Annotated in this window: 19 protein-coding genes; 15 read left to right on the forward strand and 4 right to left on the reverse strand. The window is 65.2% G+C overall.

Features of this window, described 5'->3' with window-relative positions:
* Positions 1 to 89: 89 nt before the first annotated feature.
* The 3 genes from ACI48D_RS10500 to ACI48D_RS10510 all read left to right on the forward strand — a co-directional run bounded on the left by ACI48D_RS10500 (position 90) and on the right by ACI48D_RS10510 (position 5,514).
* Positions 90 to 1,283: an efflux RND transporter periplasmic adaptor subunit gene (locus tag ACI48D_RS10500; protein ID WP_435571157.1), complete on the forward strand. Its 1,194-nt coding sequence runs from the start codon at positions 90 to 92 to the stop codon at positions 1,281 to 1,283.
* Entirely contained in the window at positions 1,280 to 4,423 is a 3,144-nt protein-coding gene (locus ACI48D_RS10505; RefSeq protein ID WP_435571158.1) for an efflux RND transporter permease subunit, read from the forward strand. The genes ACI48D_RS10500 and ACI48D_RS10505 overlap by 4 nt, the downstream gene beginning before the upstream one ends.
* A gap of 194 nt (positions 4,424 to 4,617) precedes the next feature.
* On the forward strand, positions 4,618 to 5,514 hold the full coding sequence (locus ACI48D_RS10510; RefSeq protein ID WP_435571159.1) for a hypothetical protein: 897 nt from the start codon (positions 4,618 to 4,620) through the stop codon (positions 5,512 to 5,514).
* A 91-nt stretch (positions 5,515 to 5,605) separates the two neighbouring features.
* Here the strand turns inward: ACI48D_RS10510 and hemB are convergent, their stop codons facing one another.
* Positions 5,606 to 6,619 (reverse strand): porphobilinogen synthase, encoded by a 1,014-nt coding sequence (gene hemB / locus ACI48D_RS10515; protein ID WP_435571160.1) that lies wholly within the window; start codon positions 6,617 to 6,619, stop codon positions 5,606 to 5,608.
* Between the two features lie 19 nt (positions 6,620 to 6,638).
* A complete protein-coding gene (gene yihA / locus ACI48D_RS10520) occupies positions 6,639 to 7,340 on the reverse strand; it encodes a ribosome biogenesis GTP-binding protein YihA/YsxC (RefSeq protein ID WP_435571161.1) in 702 nt (233 codons plus the stop codon).
* Between the two features lie 181 nt (positions 7,341 to 7,521).
* Here yihA and ACI48D_RS10525 point away from each other — a divergent pair, with 181 nt between their 5' ends.
* From ACI48D_RS10525 to ACI48D_RS10580, 12 genes are all read left to right on the forward strand, one after another.
* On the forward strand, positions 7,522 to 8,202 hold the full coding sequence (locus ACI48D_RS10525) for a c-type cytochrome (RefSeq protein WP_435571162.1): 681 nt from the start codon (positions 7,522 to 7,524) through the stop codon (positions 8,200 to 8,202).
* A 30-nt stretch (positions 8,203 to 8,232) separates the two neighbouring features.
* On the forward strand, positions 8,233 to 10,368 hold the full coding sequence (locus tag ACI48D_RS10530; protein ID WP_435571163.1) for a cytochrome c biogenesis protein ResB: 2,136 nt from the start codon (positions 8,233 to 8,235) through the stop codon (positions 10,366 to 10,368).
* Between the two features lie 22 nt (positions 10,369 to 10,390).
* The gene (ccsB, locus tag ACI48D_RS10535; protein WP_435571164.1) at positions 10,391 to 11,584 is read left to right on the forward strand and encodes a c-type cytochrome biogenesis protein CcsB; all 1,194 of its coding nucleotides are present in this window, start codon (positions 10,391 to 10,393) and stop codon (positions 11,582 to 11,584) included.
* Between the two features lie 96 nt (positions 11,585 to 11,680).
* Positions 11,681 to 12,661 carry a protein-methionine-sulfoxide reductase catalytic subunit MsrP gene (gene msrP, locus ACI48D_RS10540; RefSeq protein ID WP_435571165.1) on the forward strand — a complete coding sequence of 327 codons (981 nt, stop codon included), beginning with the start codon at positions 11,681 to 11,683 and terminating at the stop codon, positions 12,659 to 12,661.
* Positions 12,662 to 12,670: 9 nt separating this feature from the next.
* The gene (locus ACI48D_RS10545; RefSeq protein WP_435571166.1) at positions 12,671 to 13,330 is read left to right on the forward strand and encodes a sulfite oxidase heme-binding subunit YedZ; all 660 of its coding nucleotides are present in this window, start codon (positions 12,671 to 12,673) and stop codon (positions 13,328 to 13,330) included.
* A 4-nt stretch (positions 13,331 to 13,334) separates the two neighbouring features.
* Positions 13,335 to 13,520 carry a hypothetical protein gene (locus ACI48D_RS10550; protein WP_435571167.1) on the forward strand — a complete coding sequence of 62 codons (186 nt, stop codon included), beginning with the start codon at positions 13,335 to 13,337 and terminating at the stop codon, positions 13,518 to 13,520.
* Positions 13,521 to 13,580: 60 nt separating this feature from the next.
* Entirely contained in the window at positions 13,581 to 14,369 is a 789-nt protein-coding gene (locus ACI48D_RS10555; protein ID WP_435571168.1) for a hypothetical protein, read from the forward strand.
* A 357-nt stretch (positions 14,370 to 14,726) separates the two neighbouring features.
* On the forward strand, positions 14,727 to 16,286 hold the full coding sequence (locus ACI48D_RS10560) for a flavin monoamine oxidase family protein (protein WP_435571169.1): 1,560 nt from the start codon (positions 14,727 to 14,729) through the stop codon (positions 16,284 to 16,286).
* Positions 16,283 to 16,711 (forward strand): c-type cytochrome, encoded by a 429-nt coding sequence (locus tag ACI48D_RS10565; protein ID WP_435571170.1) that lies wholly within the window; start codon positions 16,283 to 16,285, stop codon positions 16,709 to 16,711. Before ACI48D_RS10560 ends, ACI48D_RS10565 begins: the two co-directional genes overlap by 4 nt.
* A gap of 26 nt (positions 16,712 to 16,737) precedes the next feature.
* Positions 16,738 to 17,277, forward strand: a complete 540-nt coding sequence (locus ACI48D_RS10570) for a RidA family protein (RefSeq protein WP_435571171.1) — start codon at positions 16,738 to 16,740, stop codon at positions 17,275 to 17,277.
* 60 nt (positions 17,278 to 17,337) lie between these two features.
* Complete coding sequence (locus tag ACI48D_RS10575; protein ID WP_435571172.1) at positions 17,338 to 19,833, forward strand: TonB-dependent receptor plug domain-containing protein; 2,496 nt, start codon at positions 17,338 to 17,340, stop codon at positions 19,831 to 19,833.
* An 82-nt stretch (positions 19,834 to 19,915) separates the two neighbouring features.
* Positions 19,916 to 20,335 carry a hypothetical protein gene (locus tag ACI48D_RS10580; RefSeq protein WP_435571173.1) on the forward strand — a complete coding sequence of 140 codons (420 nt, stop codon included), beginning with the start codon at positions 19,916 to 19,918 and terminating at the stop codon, positions 20,333 to 20,335.
* Between the two features lie 30 nt (positions 20,336 to 20,365).
* Here ACI48D_RS10580 and ACI48D_RS10585 read toward each other — a convergent pair whose 3' ends face one another.
* On the reverse strand, positions 20,366 to 21,163 hold the full coding sequence (locus ACI48D_RS10585; protein ID WP_435571174.1) for an NIPSNAP family protein: 798 nt from the start codon (positions 21,161 to 21,163) through the stop codon (positions 20,366 to 20,368).
* Positions 21,160 to 21,783, reverse strand: a complete 624-nt coding sequence (locus ACI48D_RS10590; protein ID WP_435571175.1) for a LysE family translocator — start codon at positions 21,781 to 21,783, stop codon at positions 21,160 to 21,162. The genes ACI48D_RS10585 and ACI48D_RS10590 overlap by 4 nt, the downstream gene beginning before the upstream one ends.
* Positions 21,784 to 21,805 lie beyond the last annotated feature (22 nt).

The following is a 21,805-nucleotide window of genomic DNA, read 5'->3' on the forward strand; positions in this document are numbered from 1 at the left end:
CGCGGGAGACCTTCAAGTCGCTTACCAGTACGTCATCCTCATCACATTATAAAAACGAAGCCGCCGGCACTGGCGGCATAGGGAGTGGAATGAAAAAGCATCATCTCGGAGCCATCGCCGCCGCCGTCATCGTCCTCGCCGGCGCCAGTGGCTGCAGCCAGGAAAAGGACGGCGCTGGCGCGGGCGCGGGCGGCCCAGGCGGCGCCAAGGGCAAGGGCGGCCAGCCGCCGGCGGTCGTCAATGTGGTGGCGCCGCAACGCCGCGACGTGCCGGTGGTCCAGCAGGCCAACGGCACCGTGACCCCGATCCGCACCGTCGACCTGCACCCGCAGACCACCGCCACCATCCGCCAGGTCCACATCAAGGAAGGCCAGTTCGTGAAGGCCGGCGAGCTGCTGTTCTCGCTCGACGACCGCGCCGACCGCGCCAACCAGGACAAGGCCCAGGCCCAGGTCGAGCGCGACCGCGCCCAGCTGGCCGACCTCGAACGCCAGTACAAGCGCAGCCAGGACCTGTTCGCGCAGAAGTTCATCGCCCAGAGCGCGGTCGACACCCTGCATGCCCAGGTCGACCAGGCCAGGGCGACCCTGCAGTCGGACAATGCGGCGGCGCGCGCCGCCGGCGTGAGCACCAGCTACACCGCGATCCGCGCGCCGATGTCCGGCCGCGTCGGCGGCATCGCCGTCTACCCGGGCAGCCTGGTGCAGCCGGCCACCTCGCTCACCACCATCACCCAGCTCGATCCGATCACGATCGCGTTCACGTTGCCGGAATCGAGCCTGCCGGCCCTGCTGGCGGCGCAAAAGCGCGGCAAGATCGACGTCGAGGCGACCCCGGGCGCCGGCATGGCGCCGGTCACCGGCACCCTGAGCTTCATCGACAACACCGTCGACCCGACCGCCGGCACCATCAAGGTCAAGGCCGAATTCGCCAACCGCGACACCACGCTGTGGCCGGGCCAGTACGTGAACACCAAGGTCACCGTGCAGACCATCAAGGATGCCGTCGTGGTGCCGCAGAGCGCGATCATCACCAACGCCCAGGGCACCTACGTGTACGTGCTGGAGAAAGACCACTCGGCGCGCCAGGTGCCGGTGCAGCGCCTGTACGGGGCCGGCACGGACGCCGCCGTCAGCGGCCTGAGCGGCAACGAGCAGATCATTACCGAGGGCAAGCAGAACGTGCGTCCGGGCGGCAAGGTGCGCCTGGCCTCCGACATGTCCAAAGACGGCGGCGAAGGCAGCCAGAAAGCCGGCGCCGGCAAGAAGGGCGGGACCGCATGAGCATCTCCGAACTATGTATCCGCCGGCCGATCATGGTCGTGCTGCTGTCGGTCAGCCTGATCCTGGTCGGCGTGCTGGCCTACATGCACATCCCGGTCGCGGCGCTGCCCAGCTATAACACCCCGGTCATCAACGTCAACGCCAACCTGTCGGGCGCCAGTCCGGAGATCATGGCGTCGTCGGTCGCGCTGCCGCTCGAGAAGCAGTTCTCGACGATCGCCGGCATCAACCTGATCACCTCCACCAGCACCCAGGGCAATACCTCGCTGACGCTGGAATTCGACAACTCGATCGACGTCAACCGCGCCGCGGTCGACGTCCAGGCCGCGCTGCTGGCGGCCCAGCGCCAGCTGCCGCAGGAGATGACGGACCTGCCGTCCTACCGCAAGGTCAACCCGGCCGACGCGCCGGTGCTGTTCATGACCATGACCTCGCCGTCGATGAACCTGTCGGAGCTGAACGACTACGCCGAGAACCTGGTGTCGCCGGCGATCTCGACCCTGCCGGGCGTGGCCCAGGTATCGGTCAACGGCGGCAAGAAGTTCGCGGTGCGCGTGCGCGCCAAGACCGACCTGATGAACGCGCGTAACCTGACGATGGACGAGCTGGCCGCCTCGCTGCGCACCGCCAACTCGAACGCGGCGCTCGGTGTGCTGGACGGCCCGCAGCAAACCCTCACCATCCAGGGCCCGCCTCAAATGATGAAGGCGGCCGATTTCGCCGACCTGATCGTCGCCGTCCGCGACGGCCAGCCGGTGCGCCTGAAGGATGTCGCCACCGTCGAGGACAGCTACCAGTCGACCAAGGCCTACGGCGCTTACAACGGCGAGCGTGCGATCGTGCTGCTGGTGCAGCGCCAGCCCGACGCCAACACCGTCGACGTGGTCGACCACGTGCGTAAACTCCTGCCGCGCTTCCAGTCGCAGCTGCCGGCGTCCATCAAGATCAACCTGGTCAACGACCGCTCGAAGTCGATCCGCGAGGCGATCCACGACGTGAATTTCACGCTGGGGCTGACCGTCGGCCTGGTGGTACTGGTGATCTTCCTATTCCTGCACCGCGTCTCGGCGACCTTCATCCCGGCCATCACGATGCCGATCTCGCTGCTGGGCGCCCTCAGCCTGCTGTACGCCTTCGGCTACAGTCTCGACAACATCTCGCTGCTCGGCATCACGCTGGCGGTAGGCCTGGTGGTCGACGACGCGATCGTGGTGCTGGAGAACATCGTGCGCCACATCGAGATGGGCAAGAAGCCGCTGCGCGCCTCGCTGGAGGGGTCGCGCGAGATGGGCTTCACCATCATCTCGATCTCGATCTCGCTGGTGGCGGTGTTCATCCCGATCTTCTTCATGCCGGGCGTGATCGGCCTGCTGTTCCACGAATTCGCCGTGATCGTCGGCCTGGCCATCATGGTGTCGGCGGTGGTGTCGCTGACCCTGGTGCCGATGCTGGCCTCGCGCCTGCTGCCGGAGCACAAGCAGGGGCAGGGCCATGGCCACGCCGAAGAAAAGAGCTTCATCGGCCGCCACTTCGAGGCCGGCTTCACCAGGGTGCGCAACGCCTACGAAAAGACGCTCGACCTGGCGCTGCGCTTCCGCTTCGTGGTGCTGCTGATCGCGTTCGGCACCTTCGCGCTGACGGTGCTGCTGTACACGACCATCCCGAAGGGCTTCTTCCCCGAAGAAGACATCGGCCAGCTGCGGGTATCCACCGAAGCCTCGGAAGACATCTCGTCCTCCGCCATGCAGACGCTGCATGCCCAGGTCGCGGCCGCGATCCAGGCCGATCCGGCGGTGCAGGACACGACCGCGTTCTCGGGCGGCGGCAACAATGGCCGCATGTTCGTGGTGCTGAAACCCCGTGACCAGCGCGACAAGATGCCGCAGGTGATGGAGCGCCTGCGCAAGGCCACCCGCAAGATCGCCGGCATCAACGTCTACATGTCGCCGGTGCAGAACCTGCAGCTGGGCGGCCGCCAGAGCAAGAGCCGCTACCAGTACACGCTGCAGAGCGTGTCGGGCGCGGACATCGGCCAGTGGGCCAACGAGTTCCAGGAACGCATGCGCAACAATCCGCTGTTCCGCGACGTCACCAGCGACACCCAGGAAAAAGGCCTGCAGGCGACCCTCGACATCGACCGCGACAAGGCCAACCTGCTGGGCGTGCAGCTGGGCGACGTGCGCACCGCGCTGTATGCCGCCTTCGGCGAGCGCCAGGTGTCGACCATCTACTCGACCGCGGCCAGCTACTACGTGATCCTGGAAACGGCCAACGAGGACCGCCAGTTCGAGGACGCGCTGTCGCGCCTGTCGGTGCGCAGCAAGACCGGCCAGCTGGTGCAGTTGTCCAGCCTGGCGAGCGTCAAGCGCACGGTTGGCCCGATCGCCGTCAACCACCAGGGCCAGCTGCAGGCGATCACGCTGTCGTTCAACCTGGCGCCGGACGCCCCGCTGGGCGACGCCACCGCGGCGATCGAGCAGATGGGCCGCGACATGAAGCTGCCGGCCTCGATCATCACGAAATACGGCGGCGATGCCGCGGTGTTCCAGGACTCGCAGTCGAGCCAGCTGATCCTGATCATCGCGGCGGTGGGCGTGATCTACGTCCTGCTGGGCGTGCTGTACGAGAGCTTCATCCACCCGATCACGATCCTGGCCGGCCTGCCGTCGGCGGCCGTGGGCGCGCTCCTCACGCTGCGCCTGTTCAACATGGACCTGACGATGATCGCCATGATCGGTATCCTGATGCTGATCGGTATCGTGAAGAAGAACGCGATCATGATGATCGACTTCGCCCTGGACGCCCAGCGCAACCAGGGAATGACGCCGGAGCAGGCGATCCGCGAGGCCTGCATCCTGCGCTTCCGCCCGATCCTGATGACGACCCTGGCCGCGCTGATGGGGGCGCTGCCGATCGCCCTCGGCCTGGGCGCCGGCGCCGAACTGCGCCAGCCGCTCGGCCTGGCGGTGTGCGGCGGCCTGATCTTCTCGCAGGTCATCACGCTGTACATTACCCCGGTGATCTACCTCTACCTCGACCGCTACAGCGGCAAGGGACCGATGACGGACGAGCACCTGCAACAGCTGGAGCAGGCGCCTCACCACGAAGCGCCCCAGGTCGTGCTGACCAAGGTGGCGTAATAAATGCGACGGCGTTGGTCACCCAGTGATCAACGCTCTGTCGCGTCAAGGATACATTCTGTAACAACCGTCAATCCGGTCAGCTTGTAAGCTGTTAGCGAAGGTCTAACAAACATGTGCGTCTCACCCAAAACAGGTTAGACTGCGGCCCTCGGACCATTCTTTGCTACTTCCCGGAAAGTTGTACGACTATCTTGCGTGACCATTCCCATATCCCGCTGGAAGACAGCGATGTCTGCGCACATTGCGGCCAGCCGCTGCCTGGCAAGAAAGTGGTCACTTACGGGAAAACCGGGCCGAACCGTACCGGCCTGATCGTCACCGTCGGCCTGCACCTGCTGCTGGTGGCGGTCTGGCTGTTCCAGCCGAAAACCGAGCATCACGCGCCGCCCAAGAGGGGCGAAGCCGTCGTCTGGCTGCCGCCCTTGAAACCCAGCAAACCGACCCCGCAGGCCGCGCAAGCGGCGCCGAAGCAGAGCGCCAAGACCGCGCCCTTGAAGCCGAAATTCACACAGCCTCGTATCGTGGTGCCGCGCCTGCCGGACACGATCACCTTGCCGAACGAAAAGCACGTCGAGGAACCCAAGCCGAAGCCGAAGGAAGAAACCAAGCTGCAGCCGGACGAAACCGACATGGCGGCCTTCATCGAGAAGCGCCGCCAGGCGCGCGGCGCGCGCAGCGAGCAGCCGGCCGAGGAAAGCGACGCCCAGCGCGGCATGCGCAACGCGATGGCGAATATCGCTGCCATCAACGGCCGCGGCGGCCAAGACCCGAACGAGACCGGCGGCGTGTTCAGCGTCACCAACAAGACCTTCAGCCGGGCCGACGTGAAATTCCGCGGCTGGAACCCGAACTTCAAGCGGCGCTGGCTGACGGCAGTCACGGTCGAGCGCGGCAGCGATCCGGACATCGAAACCGCGATCGTCAAGAAGATGATCGAGCTGATCCGCAAGGAAAAGACCGGCGACTTCGAATGGGATTCGCACCGCCTGAACAAGGTGGTGACGCTGTCGGCAAGGCCGCAGGATACGAAGGAACTGATGGACTTCCTGTACAAGGAAATGTTTCCGGATTACAAGCCGCCGAGGTAGGGGCGGCCGATCGGAACTTGGGTTCCCGCCTTCGCGGGAACGACGGCGCTACGTTCGTCATTCCCGCGAAGGCGGGAATCCAAGTTTACATTCAGGCCATCGCCTTCAGCCTGCGCGCCACGTCCAGCGCGAAATAGGTCAGCACGCCGTCGGCGCCAGCGCGCTTGAACGCCATCATGGTCTCGAGGATGATCTTGTCCGGATCCAGCCAGCCGTTCTGGAAAGCGGCCTGCAGCATCGCATACTCTCCGCTGACCTGGTAGGCGAAGGTCGGCACCTTGAACTCGTCCTTCACGCGGCGCACCACGTCGAGGTAGGGCATGCCGGGCTTGACCATCACCATGTCGGCGCCTTCGGCGATGTCCAGCGCCACTTCGCGCAGGGCTTCGTCGCTGTTGGCCGGGTCCATCTGGTAGGTGTTCTTGTCGGCCTTGCCCAGGTTGGCGGCCGAGCCGACCGCGTCGCGGAAGGGGCCGTAGTAGCCCGAGGCGTACTTGGCCGAGTAGGCCATGATGCGGGTATGGATGAATTCCTGTTCTTCCAGCGCCATGCGGATCGCGCCGATGCGGCCGTCCATCATGTCCGACGGGGCGATGATGTCGACCCCGGCCTCGGCCTGGGCCATGGCCTGGCGGGTCAGCATGGCGATCGTCTTTTCGTTGACGATGTAGCCGTTTTCGTCCGGCAAGCCGTCCTGGCCGTGGGTCGTGTACGGGTCGAGGGCGACGTCCGTCATGATCCCCAGCTGAGGGAAGTTGCGCTTGAGTTCCCTTACTGCGCGCGGCACCAGGCCGTCAGGATTGGTCGCTTCCACGCCGTCATAGGTCTTCAGCGAAGCGTCAACCATCGGGAACAGGGCCAGCACCGGAATGCCCAATGCCACGCACTCCTCGGCCACCTTCATCAGGAGGTCGACCGACACGCGCTCGACACCCGGCATCGAGGCCACCTGCTGGCGCTGGTTCTGGCCTTCGAGAATGAATACCGGGTAGATCAGGTCGGAAGCGGTGACGGTGTTCTCGCGCATCAGGGCGCGCGAGAACGGGTCGCGGCGCATGCGGCGCATGCGCACGGCGGGGTACTGGGATGGCGTAATGATCGGCATGTCTTAATCCTTGAAAGGTTCAGAGCGGAGCGTCCTGCGGGGCCTCGTCCTGTTCGTCGTCTTGCAGGCCCAGCAGTTCGATGATCTTGTCGTTCGCTTCGTCGATGCCCACCCGCTTCAGGGCCGAGAACAGCTGCACGGTGAAGGGAAAGCCCTTGCCTTCCTCGTCCACGTAGCTGTCGAGCACCTGGCGCGCCTGGCGCAGCGCATTGGTCGATTCGTTGCGGTTCAGCTTGTCGACCTTGGTCAGGATGCAGTGGATCGGCTTGCCGGTCGGGGCAAACCATTCCAGCATCTGAATGTCGAGCTCGGTGAACGGGCGGCGCGAATCCATGATCAGGACCAGGGCCGCCAGCTGCTCGCGGCGCTGCACGTAGTCGCCCAGCAGCCTCTGCCAGTGCAGCTTGGCGTCGCCCGACACTTCCGCGTAGCCGTAGCCGGGCAGGTCGACCAGCAGGGCCTGGATCTCGTCGACATTGGTCGGGTCCTTGCGGTGCATGGCCACGTGGGCGCCGCCGATCGAGAAGAAGTTGATGTGCTGGGTGCGGCCCGGCGTCTTGGAGGCGAAGGCGAGACCCTTCTGGTTGGTCAGGATGTTGATCGCCGTCGACTTGCCCGCGTTGGAGCGTCCGGCGAAGGCGATTTCCGGCACCTGCGTGCGCGGCAGGTCGCGCAGCTGGTTGACGGTCGTGAAGAAGCGGGCTTGCCAGAGTTTGGACATGGGTGGGTGCGCTTGGTTGGAGCGAAAAAGACAACAAAAGAGGCGGTTCGGAAACAAAGCTATTGTACAATAGGGAGTTACCTGTCGTCGGCGCTGTCGTTGGCGCTCTCCTTCGGCGGGACACGAGCATGGCCGCTGCACTGTACGCAAGAATTATTGTTAATTTTTTCAGGGTGCTTGAATGAATCGTGTGTTTTTCCCGGCCGCCGGCGCGGCAATCGTAAAGTCCTTGCTGCTCGCGACCCTGGCGTTTGCCGGTAGCGCCTCCGCAGCCGATGCGGCCCACGGCGCTGCTGTGAAAGCCGACCCCGCCAAGGGCGGTTCGCTGTACGACACCGGCGACAACGCACGCGGCCTGCCGGCCTGCGCCTCCTGCCATGGCGCTGGCGGCAATTCCACCATCGTCGCCAATCCCAAGCTCGCCGGCCAGGTCGACAGCTATATCCACAAGCAGCTGGTCGACTTCACCACCCCGAACCGCCAGCAGCCCGTGATGACCACCTACGCCAAGATGCTGAACGACGAAGAAAAGTCGAACATCGCGGCCTGGCTGGCGACCCAGCAGCCCAAGCCGGGCGCGGCGCGCAACAAGGACACCATCGAACTGGGTCGCAAGATCTACCGTGGCGGCATCGCCGACCGCGGCGTGGCCGCCTGCGCCAGCTGCCACGGCGCCACCGGTTCGGGCATCCCGGCCCAATACCCGCGCCTGGCAGGCCAGCACCAGGACTATACTTTCAACCAGCTCCAGGCCTTCAAGACCGGCGCGCGCAACAACAGCCCGCAGATGGGCGCCCTGGCCAAGCGCATGTCGGACGAGGAAATGAAAGCCGTTGCCGACTACATCGCCGGCCTGAAGTAAATCCGGGCGCTTGCGCCCGCCAGGAAATCGATGAGCACCACGGGAATTGAGTTGAAAACGCGCCGCCGCGGCCTGGCCGAGGCGGTCGAACTGGTGTCGTCGATGCGCTTCGCGATCGGCCTGCTGGTGATGCTGGCGATCGCCGCCACCATCGGCACGGTCATGAAGCAGAACGAGGCCGCACCGGACTACGTGAACCAGTTCGGACCGTTCTGGTTCGAGATCTTCCGCAAGCTCGGCCTGTACACGGTCTACAGCGCCTGGTGGTTCCTGCTGATCCTGGCCATCCTGATCGTCTCCACCAGCCTGTGCATCGCGCGCAATGCGCCCAAGATGCTGCGCGACATGCGCAGCTGGCGCGAGAGCGTGCGCGAGGAATCGCTGCGCAACTTCCACCACAAGACCGCCTGGACGGCCGAGGGCAGCGCGGTGGCGCTGGCCAGCCGGACCGCCCAGCGCCTGAACGACGCCGGCTACCGCGTCAAGCTGGTCGACAAGCCGGGCGGAGTGCTGGTGGCGGCCAAGAAGGGCGCCGCCAACAAGTTCGGCTACATCTTCGCGCACTCGGCCATCGTGATCATCCTGCTGGGCGGGCTGCTCGATTCGGACTTGCCGATCCGGTTCCAGGAATGGTTCATGGGCAAGACACCGTACACGGGCGCCGGCCTGATCGCGCAGATCCCGTCCCGGCACCGCCTCGGCCTGGGCAATCCCAGCTTCCGCGGCAACACCCTGATTCCGGAAGGGCAGGACAGCGCCAGCGCCATCCTGCCGCAGGCGAACGGCGTGCTGGTCCAGGAGCTGCCGTTCACGATCCACCTGAACAAGTTCATCGTCGACTTCTACTCGACCGGCATGCCCAAGCTGTTCGCCAGCGAAGTGACGATCCGCGACCACGAGACCGGCAAGACTTTCCCGGCCAGCATTAAGGTCAACCAGCCGCTGATCTACCGCGGCGTGGCCGTCTACCAGTCCGGCATCGAGGACGGCGGCAGCAAGCTCAAGCTGACCGGCTACCCGATGGCGGGCGCTTCCGATAAAGCCTTTGCGATCGAGGGCGAAGTCGGCAGCGCGACCGAGCTGAAGCAAGAAAACGTGCCCTATACCGTCGAGTGGTCGGGCTTCCGCGCCTTCAACGTCGAGAACACCACGGCCGGCCAGAAGGAAGGCCAGGACGTGCGCGACGTCAAGCAAGGGCAATCGTTCAACGAGCAGTTCGCCCGCACCCTGTCCGAACATACGGGCTCGGCGGCCAAGACCGCCAACAACAAGGACCTCAAGAATGTCGGCCCGAGCGTGCAATACAAATTGCGCGACCAGACCGGCCAGGCGCGCGAATTCATGAACTACATGCAGCCGGTGACGCTCGAAGGTGCCGAGGTCTACCTGGCCGGCGTGCGGAATAACCCGGGCGATCCGTTCAGCTTCCTGCGCATCCCGTCCGACGACCAGCACAGCGTGCGCGAATGGATGCGCCTGCGCGCCGCGCTGGCCGATCCCTCCCTGCGCGAGGAAGCCGCGCGCCGCTATGCCGCGCGCGCCCTGCCGCAGGCGAAAGGCGACGCCGCGCTGGCGCGCCAGCTGCAGGAATCGGCGGCCAAGACCCTGGCCATCTTCGCCGGCGACGGCGCCAAGGGCAATGGCGGCTATCTCGCGGTCTCGCAATTCCTCGAACGGATTCCGCCCGCCGAGCAGGAAAAGGCGGCCAACGTGTTCATGAAGATGCTCAACGGCGCCATGTGGGAACTGTGGCAGGCTGCCCATGCGCGCGCGGGCCAGCCGCCGGTCGAGCCGAGCGAGGCCCACGGCCGCTTCCTGCAGCTGGCGACAAATGCGCTGTCCGACAGCTTCTTCTACGGCGCGCCCGTGTACCTGTCGCTCGAGGACTTCACGGAAGTCAAAGCCTCGGTACTGCAGGTGACGCGTTCGCCCGGCAAGAAAGTGGTCTACCTGGGCTGCCTGCTGCTGGTGCTGGGCATCTTCTCGATGTTCTACATCCGCGAGCGCCGCATCTGGGTCTGGGTCAGAGAGCAGGGTGGCGATGCGCCGCATTTTGCTCATGCGCTGATGGCGATGAGCACCCAGCGCAAGACGCTCGACTTCGAGCGCGAGTTCGATGATTTGAAGACCAGACTGCCGCAATCGTCGCAAATCGGCGTAAGCTAGGGCCGAAACCGGAGAGAGACCCATGTCGCAAGCAACCCAAGCACCCAGCACGTCGTCGCCGGCCGCGCAGGCGGCCTCGCAGCCGGCTTATACGCAGCCGCCCGGCTTTTTCAAGCGCCTGACGGCAATCGACTGGCTGTACGGCGCCGGCCTGTTGGCGGCCGCGCTGTTCGCGCTGCAGCGCTACGGCAGCTTCATGGACGTCTACGAACAGGCGATCCTGGTGCTGGCCGCGCCCACCTTCGCCTTCCTCGGCTGGCACTGGAAACCGGTGCGCTGGCTGATTCCGCTGATCGCCGTGCTGTCGCTATGGGCGATTTCGCTGTATGGCGGTTCGCTGGAAGCCGCCAACCAAAGATTTTTCCTCAAGTACATGCTGTCGAGCCAGTCCGCGATCCTGTGGATGAGTACCATGTTCGTGTTCTCGACCGTGTTCTACTGGATCGGCCTGCTCGCCCGTTCGCCGTTCGGCACCAGTGTCGGCTCCAAGCTGTGCTGGGCCGCCGTGGTGCTGGGCTTCACCGGCATGATGGTGCGCTGGTACGAGTCCTACCTGATCGGCAGCGACGTCGGCCACATCCCGGTGTCGAACCTGTACGAAGTCTTCATCCTGTTCTCGATGATCACCGCGCTGTTCTACCTGTACTACGAGCAGCGCTACGCTACCCGTCAGCTGGGCGCCTTCGTGCTGCTGGTGATCTCGGCCGCGGTCGGCTTCCTGCTGTGGTACACGGTGGCGCGCAGCGCCGCCGAGATCCAGCCGCTGGTGCCCGCCCTGCAGAGCTGGTGGATGAAGATCCACGTGCCGGCCAACTTCATCGGTTACGGCACCTTCTCGCTGGCGGCCATGGTCGGCAGCGCCTACCTGCTCAAGTCGCACGGCATCCTGGCCGACCGCCTGCCGTCGCTGGAAGTGCTGGACGACGTGATGTACAAGTCGATCTCGGTCGGTTTCGCCTTCTTCACGGTGGCGACCATCCTGGGCGCGCTGTGGGCGGCCGAGGCCTGGGGCGGCTACTGGTCCTGGGACCCGAAGGAAACCTGGGCCCTGATCGTCTGGCTGAACTACGCGGCCTGGCTGCACATGCGCCTGATGTCCGGCCTGCGCGGCCGCACCGCCGCCTGGTGGGCCCTGATCGGTCTCGTGGTAACCACCTTCGCCTTCCTGGGCGTGAACATGTTCCTGTCCGGGCTTCACTCGTACGGCAAGCTCTGACGAGGCTGCGCTTGCGCGGCTGAATCCCGGTAAATAGTGTAAGGTTGACATGTCGGACGCAAGCTGTGCGCCCGGCATGTATTGCGGGAGCCAGCCATGCTGATCAAACGAAACCCGAACGGCATCGACTTGCCGTTCCCCTCCGAAATTACGCCGCGCGAGGTCTACGAAGGCCGGCGCCAGTTCATCGCCCGCATCGCGGCCACCGCCGCGGTCGGCTCCTCGCTATGGGAACTGGCCAACCGCGAAGCGTTCGCGCAGACCACGCCGGCCCCGAGGCTGGCCGCCGCCCGCAATGCCGCCTTCTCGACCACGGAAAAGCAGACCTCCTTCGAGGACGCGACCCACTACAACAACTACTACGAATTCGGCACCGACAAATCCGACCCGGCCCAGAACGCGCACACCCTGCGCACCCGGCCGTGGACGGTGCAGATCGACGGCGAGGTCAAGAAGCCGCTGACCCTCGACATCGACCGACTGACCAAGCTGGCGCCGCTGGAAGAGCGCATCTACCGCCTGCGCTGCGTCGAGGGCTGGTCGATGGTGATCCCCTGGGTCGGCTACTCGCTGGCCAACCTGATCAAGCAGGTCGAGCCGACCGGCAATGCGAAATACGTCGAATTCACGACCCTGGCCGACAAGCGCCAGATGCCGGGCGTCGGCAGCCGCGTGCTGGAATGGCCCTACGTGGAAGGCCTGCGCATGGACGAAGCCATGCACCCGCTGACCCTGCTCACGGTGGGCATGTACGGCCAGGTGCTGCCGAACCAGAATGGCGCGCCGGTGCGCGTCATCGTGCCCTGGAAGTACGGCTTCAAGTCGGCCAAGTCGATCGTCCGCATCCGCTTCGTGCGCGACCAGCCGCGCACCGCCTGGAACACGGTCGCGCCCGAGGAATACGGCTTTTATTCGAACGTGAACCCGAACGTCGACCACCCGCGCTGGTCGCAGGCCAGCGAGCGCCGCATCGGCGAGGGCGGCTTCTTCGCGCCGAAGCGCAAGACCCTGATGTTCAACGGCTACGACCAGGTGGCGTCCCTGTATACTGGGATGGACCTGAAGAAATACTTCTGACGAGGCCAGATGACCAAGAACGCGCCCCTGAGACCAGCCGTCAGCCCATCGCCGAAGCAGCTCGCCGCGCTCAAGAGCGTGGTGTTCGTGCTGGCGCTGCTGCCGTTCGCGCGCATCGTCTGGCTGATCGTCCAGCAGGTGCCGGTCGAGCCGGTCGAGTTCGTCACCCACGGCACCGGCGACTGGGCCTTGTACCTGCTGTGCGCGACCCTCGCCATCACGCCGCTGCGCCGCGTCACCGGCTGGAACTGGCTGGTCCGCCTGCGGCGCATGCTGGGTTTATATACCTTCTTCTACGCCTTGATGCACTTCATGACTTTCCTGTGGGCCGACCACAACTTCGATGTCGCCGCCATGTGGAAGGACGTGCTGAAGCGCCCCTTTATCACGGTCGGCTTCATCGCCTTCGTGCTGCTGCTGCCGCTGGCCGCGACCAGCACGAACGCCATGATCAAGCGTCTCGGCCGGCGCTGGGCCCAGTTGCACCGCCTGATCTACCTAATCGCGCCGCTGGCGATCCTGCATTACTGGTGGATGAAGGCGGGCAAGCACAACTTCGAGCAACCCATCGTCTGGGGCACGGTCGTCGCCGTGCTGCTCGGCCTGCGCGCGTACTGGAGCTGGAGCCGTACGCGCAATCTCACCTCATCCGGATCCGTCCGTCCCTAGCGTGATGAAGGGACCTACCGCCCTCGGCTTGCTGCTGGCACTGGTGCTCGTGCTGGTGCTGGCGGTCTCGCGCTTCCACACCGGCTCGTCGGTCGAACGCTGCCTGGTGCTGGACGGGCGCTGGAACGAGCAGGCCATCGCCTGCGCGCGCCAGGCCTGGCCGGAGGATCGCTCGCGCGGCAGGAATTGAGGACTTGATGGCCTGATCCTTGCATGGGTTCGATTATCCGAACGCGCAAGGGAGCCACTCATGTTTCTGCCAAACGATGTGATTCAGTACGAAGCCCAGGGATGCCTGCTGCGGGTCCTGTATATCGAACGCGAACGCGGCCTTCTCCATATATTCGAACTCGGTAAGCCGCGCAGCCTACCTCGGCCCATTCCGATACATGCTCTTGCCGGCGACGTGGGCAACGGCCGCGCCCGCCTGCTCTTGCAGGACCCCTACGCGGCACCGGTCGCGCCACCTGTTCTTCCCGAGAAGCATCGCGACATGCAGGCCAGGGCCTGGAAGACCGTCAGCAGCCTGCAGTCCCAGTCTCCGGCCTTGTACGATACCCGCAAACGTGCCGCCATGGTGGCGTGCTGCGCCGCGGAACATGGGGTCTCGCGTGCAAGCGTCTTGCGCTGGCTGCGCCGCTTCTGGGAGCGCGGCCAGAGCATGGACGCCCTGCTGCCGGATTATGCGAATTCGGGCGCGCGTGGCAAGACCCGTGCCGCCAACAGCGGCGTCAAGCGTGGCCGGCCGCGCAAGTCGGATAGTTGCCCCGGCACGAATGTCGACGAGGCGACACGCGCCATCTTCCGCGCCGCGGTCGCCCGCTATCGTGCTGCACATCCCGGCGCTGCGCTGGCGCGCCGTGCCGCCTACCGCCAGATGCTCGACGAGTTCTACCGCGGGCACCCATCCTCGGAGACGCCCAGCTTCGGCCAGTTCTGCTACTGGCTGGACAAGGACGACCTTCCGACCGCGATGGCAAGGTCAGCATCGGTAGCGGGATATCCGTTCGTTGCGGTGCAGCATCTGAAACCCGGATGACCAATCCGGTGCAGTCCGGGCTGGCATGGTGCAGTGCGTCAAATCGGTTTTCCTGTTTCCCAGGGCTTTTTGCAAAACAAAGTCTGACTGTGGGAAAACAAAGTGTGTTTCCAAACTAAGGTGCTCCCGCAAACTCCTTTATTCCACGAGGCTACAAATATTAAAAACAAACTTTATTTTGAATTCTTAAATTACTAGAAACTTACATTCGAAAATAAGTCGAACAAAGTTTATTTTAAAAGGAGAAATAGCCGAAAAGCCTCATTTGTCTGGCACGGGTATTGCTGAAACAGAAGCGCAAGCGGAAGTTTTTTGTAACGACCCAATGAGGTGAGAATGAATTGTTCCGGCCCGTCCTTGACCCGACGAGAATTCCTGTTCCGTGCCGCAGCCGTCGGCGGCTCGTCACTCCTGCTCAACACGATGAATGCCTGGGGCATGGGCATTGCGTCGACGGCGCATGCGCCGCCTCCACTATCCGGCAGCGGCAAAGGCAAGAAGGTCGCCATCCTTGGCGCCGGCCTGGCCGGCATGACCGCCGCCTGGGAGCTGTCCAAGCTGGGCTACCAGGTCGAGGTGCTCGAAGCGCGCCTCTTTGCCGGCGGACGCTGCCAGACGGCGCGCAAGGGCTTCAGCCTGCAGGAACTGGGCGGCGAGAGCCAGTCCTGCCGGTTTGACGAAGGCATGTACATCAACCATGGCCCCTGGCGCATTCCGCTCGATCACCAGTCCACGCTGTACTACACCAGGCAGTTCGAGGTGCCGCTCGAGGTCATGGTCAACGACAACGACCATGCCTGGGTCTACATGGAGGACGCGGGAGCGTTCTCGAAAAAACGCCTGCGGCAGGAACAGGTCAAGGCCGACATGCGCGGCCACGTGGCGGAGCTGCTTGCCAAGTCGGTGCAGGGCAGGCAACTCGATGCCCAGCTCACTGCCGACGACCAGGTGCTGCTGCTCGACTACCTGGCGCACGAAGGCGCATTGACCACCAAGGATCTGGTCTACAGGGGCCGCAACGGTGCCGGCTATGCGGTCAATCCGGGCGCCGGGATGAATCCGGGCCGCCTCTCCGATCCGCTTGGCTTCCGTGAGCTGCTGGCCTCGAAGGTCGGGAAGGTCTACAGCGCGGTGCAGGAATTCCCGATGCACGCGACGATGTTCCAGCCGGTCGGGGGCATGGACCGGATCGCGCAGGCTTTCGCCAAGCGCCTCGGCAAAAAGATCCGCTACGGCCAGGAGGTGCAGGCCATCCGCCAGTCGCCGGGCAAGGTCGGCATCAAGGTCAAGGACACGGCGAGCGGTGCACTGTCGACGGTGGAGGCCGATTACGTCCTGTGCACGATTCCGCTATCGGTGCTCCGCTCGATCGACACCGACTTCTCGGACAAATTCAAGGCGGCGATGAAGGGGGTGTCGTATGCGCCGGTCGGCAAGATCGGCCTGCAGATGAAGCGCCGCTTCTGGGAAGAGGACGACCAGATCTACGGCGGCCATGTGCTGACCGACATGAAGGGCATCAATACGATCTCGCTGCCATCCACGGGCTGGCAACAGAAGAAGGGCGTGGTGCTGGGTTATTACCACTATGCGCTGGATGCGATCGAAGTGAGCGCGCTGACACCCGCCGAACGCGCCGAGTTCGCGGTCGCCGCCGGCGAAAAGATATTCCCGGCCTACCGCGACGCCTTCGAGAACGCGTTCTCGGTGGCCTGGCACCGGGTCAAGTACAACCTGGGCGGCTGGGCCGAATGGGACGAAGCCGGCCGCAAGAGCGCCTATCCGGTGCTGCTCGAAGGCGAAGGCCGGGTCCTGCTCGCGGGAGAGCACCTGAGCTACCTGACCGGCTGGCAGGCGGGCGCCATCGAATCGGCCTGGCAGCAAATCGAACAACTGCACAGGAGGGCAAGCGCATGACACTCCGACACTTCCTGATGACGCTTGCCCTGGCCGGGACTGGGCTGGGCTGGGGCGACGGCCAGGCCCAGGCGCAGGCCGGCGCATCCCAGCCGGCGGACGGCAAGACCCTGTTCGCGAAGAATTGCGCCGCCTGTCACCAGGCCACCGGCAAGGGTATTCCGGGCGCCTTTCCGGCGCTGGCCGGCAACGCTTTCGTGCAGGGCACGTCGGCGGACGTCTCGACCGTTCTGCTCAAGGGCCGCGGCGGCATGCCCGATTTTTCCGGAAGCCTGGACGACGCCGAGATCGCCCAGGTGCTGAGCTATGTGCGCAGTAGCTGGGGCAACGGCGCGGCGCCGCTGTCGGCGGACGAGGTCGCGGCGCAGCGCGCCAGCCTTGGCGTGGCGCCTGCGCATCACGGCCGCTTCGGCAACAAACACTGATCATCCACCATCGAGAAAGAGGATCCATGACATCTTCCCATGCAGCCTTGCGCCTCGCCGTGCTGTCTTTCGTGCCGCTGCTCCTGGCCGCCCAGCCGCCGGCCGCCGCGGCACCGGCCGCGGCATCGGCCGCCGCCCATACCATCGTGCGCCACAAGATCCCGGGCTCGGATTTTCCGATCGCCCAGGCAGTCACGCTGCCATCCGGCACCACCATTCACTTCATCAGCGGCCAGGTGCCGCCCGCAATCGACAAGACCGCCGACCCGAATTCACTCGGCGCCTTCGGCGACACCAAGACCCAGACCGTCGGCGTGCTGAACAAGATCCAGGACATCCTCAAGGGCATGGGCCTGAGCATCGGCGACGTCGTCAAGATGCAGGTCTTCCTGGTCGGCGACCCGGCCAGGAACGGCAAAGCCGATGTTGCCGGCTTCATGGAAGGCTATACCCAGTTCTTCGGCGGCACCCAGCCGAACCTGCCGGCGCGCGCCGTCGTGCAGGTGGCCGGTCTGTCGAATCCGGGCTGGCTGGTGGAGATCGAGGTGCTCGCCGCCAAGAAATAAGCCGCCCATCGCAAGGCCATCCAGAAGAACCGTTTGTAGTCCAAAGAAAAGGGAAGAATCATGCACAAGGCTATTCTCCATTCCGGCGTCGCCGCCGGCGTCCTCTCCTGCGGCCTGGGCCTCGCCCATGCGGCCGACGACAAGCCGGTCGCGGACGACAAGCCCGCCGCTGCAGCAGCCTCAACAGCAGCGGCAGCGGCAGCCGAAGCCGGCCCGATCGCCAGCGGTGTCGTGATCGTCACCGGTACCCGGGCGACCGGCCTGAAGGTCGAAAACAGCGCCTCGCCGGTACAGGTGCTCGACTCGACCTCGCTGACGCGCACCGGCCAGTCAGACCTGCTCCAGGCGCTGGCGCAGAACCTGCCTTCGCTCACCGCCCAGGCCTTCGGCGGCGACATGGCCAACATGACCTTGTCCGCGCGCCTGCGCGGGCTGTCGCCCAACAACACACTGGTGCTGGTGAACGGCAAGCGGCGCCACGGCACCTCCAACCTGGCCGTTCTGGGTGGCCCTTACCAGGGCGGCGCCGCAGCCGACCTGAACTACATCCCGGTGGCCGCGATCGACCATATCGAAGTGCTGCAGGATGGCGCCGCCGCGCAGTACGGAACCGACGCCATTGCCGGCGTGGTCAACATCATCCTCAAGTCGAATTACCGGGGCGGCACCGCCAACATCAATGGCGGCGGCTATGGCGATGGCGGCGGCCGTACCGGCGACGGCACCGCCAACATCGGCCTGACGCCCTTCACCGACGCCTTTCTCAGCCTGACCGTGGAAAGCAAATACCACGGCTTTTCGGACCGCGGCGGGATCGATCCGCGCGTCGACGACGCGGCCAACCTGGCCTCGATGCCGCAGCTGAAGAACGCACCCGGCTACCCGAACGTCAACCACATCTCGGGCGACGCCCAGTACCGCCAGCACATCCTGGCCGCCAACTTCGGCGTCGACCTGAACAACGACGTGAGCGCCTACGCCTTCGCCACCTACGGCAAGAAAAAAGCGGCGGCCTTCGAGAACTACCGCATGCCGAACCGGCTGCCGGCCATCTACCCGCTCGGCTTCTCGCCGCAGGAAACCTTCCGCGAAGAAGATTACGCCTTCACGGCCGGCATCAAGGGCAAGGCGTTCGGCAGCTGGCGCTGGGACCTGTCCAGCACCTACGGCAAGGACGTCGCCAAGCTGGGCGTGGCGCACTCCGGCAACGTGTCGCTGTTCGCCGACACCGGCGCTACCCCGCTCGACTTCTATGCGGGCAAGTTCGCCGCCAGCCAGTGGACCAACAACTTCGACCTGAGCCACGAGTTCGACGCCGGCTGGGCTACGCCGCTGACCTTCGCCGTCGGCCTGGAGCACCGTCGCGACGAATACGAGATCGGTGCCGGTGACGCGCCCTCGCGCTACAAGGAAGGTTCGCAATCCTTTCCTGGCTTCTCGCTGACCGATGCCGGCAGTCACAGCCGCAACAACAAGGCGGCCTACGTGAACCTGGCCGGACAGCCGCTAGCCGGATGGACGGTCGACCTTGCCGGTCGCTACGAGCATTTCTCCGACTTCGGCAACGCCAAGGTCGGCAAGCTGACCAGCCGCTACGACGTCTCGCCGGCGCTCGGCCTGCGCGCCACCTACTCGAACGGGTTCCGGGCACCGACCCTGGCCGAGGAATACTATTCGGCCACCAACGTATCGCCACGCAGCGCCTTCGTACAGCTGGCGCCGAACTCCCCGGGCGCCCGCCTGGTCGGCGTCAATGGCCTGCGGCCGGAAGCCTCGACCAACCTGAGCGCCGGTATCGTGCTCAATCCGTCGGCCAACCTGGCGATCACGCTGGACGCTTACCAGATCACGATCCGCGACCGCATCGTCGGCTCGGGCTCGCTGTACGGCTCGGGCGGCGCGGTCAACTCGCCGGCGGTGACGGCGGCGATCCTGGCGAACGGCAATTTGCTGGACCCGACCGTGGTCCAGACCGGCATCAACATCTTCTCGAACGCCGTCAACACCCGCTCGCGCGGCCTGGAATTCGTCACTACGCTCAACAGCAACTACGGCGCAAACGGCAAGGTGGACTGGTCGCTGGCGGCCAACTACAACAAGGTGCAGGTCATCAAGATCAACCAGGCGCCGGCCCAGCTGCAACCGCAGACGCTGCTGGACGCGACCGCGATCTCGGACCTGGAAACCGCGTCGCCGCGGGTACGCGTGAACCTGGGGGCCTTGTGGAAGATCGGGAACTGGACGATCAATGCCCGCGAAGCCTTCTACGGCAAAGCCTCGGAACTGCAATCCTCGGATGGCGCGACCTACTACGAGACCGAGGTCAAGCCGACCGCGATCACGGACCTCGAGCTCAGCTACCAGTTCAACAAGATGTGGACGCTGTCAGTGGGCGCGAACAATCTGTTCAACCAGTATCCGGACCATATCAATGGCAAGCTGCTGGCCGAGCAGCGCGCAAACCTCGACAACAGCGCCGTGACTGTCTACCCGTCGTTCTCGCCGTTCGGCATTAACGGTGGCTATTACTACGCACGCCTGGGCATGAAGTTCTGATAGCGCGCCTTGCACCGGCACCGGCCTTTGCCTGTCGGGCGCCGGTTCAGCGGCCTTTTATATCGATACATCGGAGAAATGCATGACAATGTATGGTTTGCGGAAGATTGCCAACATCCGCCGACTGGTGGCGGCGCTCGAGGACGGCCCCATGGGACCGGTCGCCATTGCGGAACTGCTGGGCATATCCCATACCGGCGCACGCAATTACATAGACCTTCTTGTGGAAGGGGGAGCGGCAATCCCTCATCCCGATCGGCGTACGCACGTGTGCCTGCACCCCGACTGGGGCCTTGTCGAGGACTTCCTCGATTCGCTCGCACCGGAGCTTGCCGAGCAGCGCGTCACCTTACGGCGCAGCCCATCGCGCCATTGCGTCGACCCTGGCAAATCCTATCTGCATGTCGTAGCCGACGATGTCAGGTTTCCGCTGGTCCTGATGCGCTTTCCAGTGAGGCGCGATCCCCTGGTAGCCGCCCTGTTCGGCGCTGGCGGGCGCTGACCATGCGCTGTTGCGCAGCGCCCGAGCCCACTAGCGCACCAGCGAACGCGGCGTCGGCCGCAACAGCAAGGTCTCCGGCGCGCGCTCCATGGCCGCGGCCTGGGCCGCCAGCAGGGCACGCCACCGTTCGTCCGCCGCAAGAGCCCTCTGCTGCCTGACATAGCCGTCCGCGTCGTCGAAGGCGGCAAAGCTGACGAACACATGCTCCTTCTCCCGCACCGGCAGCCGCGCAAAGGTGTTTTTGCTGCTATCCGACACATACTGCGCCAGGAGGCGCGCGCCGCTTCGTTCGAGCAGCGGCGCCAGGTCGCGCCTGAACGCGGCCACGAAGCCGGGCAGCGCATCTTCGCGCAGGTAATAGATGGTGACGGTCACCAGGCGCCCGCCCGCAGCCGCGCCCACTGCCGGCCGGACCAGGCCGTCGAGCACGAAGCCGCTGCCGGCGAAGGCGGGGTGCAGCAGCAGCACGTTGTCGTTGTCCGCCAGCGTAGCATTGGCCTGCTCGCGATAGGCTTGCCATACGGGGCCGTAATAGAAGGCGGTGAGGGCGTCGTGGCGTGTCTGCATGTCCGTGAATCCGCGCACCCAGACGAAGCGGTCCGGGTCGGCCAGGTCGCGGAAGGTGGCGGCGATGCGCATCCCGGTCGCCTCCTGGCTCTCGATAAAACGTTCCTCGAACAGGCTGATGAGTTCGTCGCGTTTGCCGGGAACCATCGTGTACTGGCGCAGTTCGACGATCGGGCAGCAGTCGCGCGCAAGGGCGTCGGCGCCGGGCGGGATGGACAGCGCGCAGGCCAGCGCGGCGCCGGCAAGCAGGCGGCGGCTCATGCCTGCCACCCTTGAACGACGGTGACGATGCCGGTGCCGACCAGCAGCAGGCCGACCGCGCGCGTGGCGAGCCCGCTGGCGCCGAGCGAACTGCCGGCCCGCTGCGCCAGCAGGGCGACGCCGCCGTACACGCCGGCCTGGGTGCCGGCGGTGATCACGCCGAGCGCGGCCGCCTGCGGCCAGAGCGGTCCCTGCGCCGGTTTCAGGAATTGCGGGAAGACCGCCAGCATGAAGACGTAAGCCTTCGGGTTCAGCAGGCAGGTCGCCATCCCTTTCAGGAAGACCGACGATGCCGGCCGCGCGGGAGCATCCGTGCGCACCTTGAGCGTGGTGGCGCCGGCGCGCGCCAGGTTCCAGCCAATCCAGCCGATATAGGCCGCACCCGCCACCAGGAGCAGGTTGAACAGCGCGGGCCAGAGCCGCACGATGGCGGCCACGCCAAGCGCGCCCATCGCGATGTGGCAGACCCCGCCGGCGACGATGCCCGCCACCGCGGCCAGGCCGGCGCCGCGGCCGCCGACCACTGCGTTCGCCAGCACGTAGGCCATGTCGAGACCGGGCAGGGCGATGATGCCGAGCACCAGGACAAAATATAGCCAGAGGGTGGTACTTCCGTTCATGGTCGCCTCCGTGGTCAAAACC

This window comes from Massilia sp. LXY-6 (assembly GCF_051233485.1).
Lineage (GTDB): Bacteria > Pseudomonadota > Gammaproteobacteria > Burkholderiales > Burkholderiaceae_D > Telluria.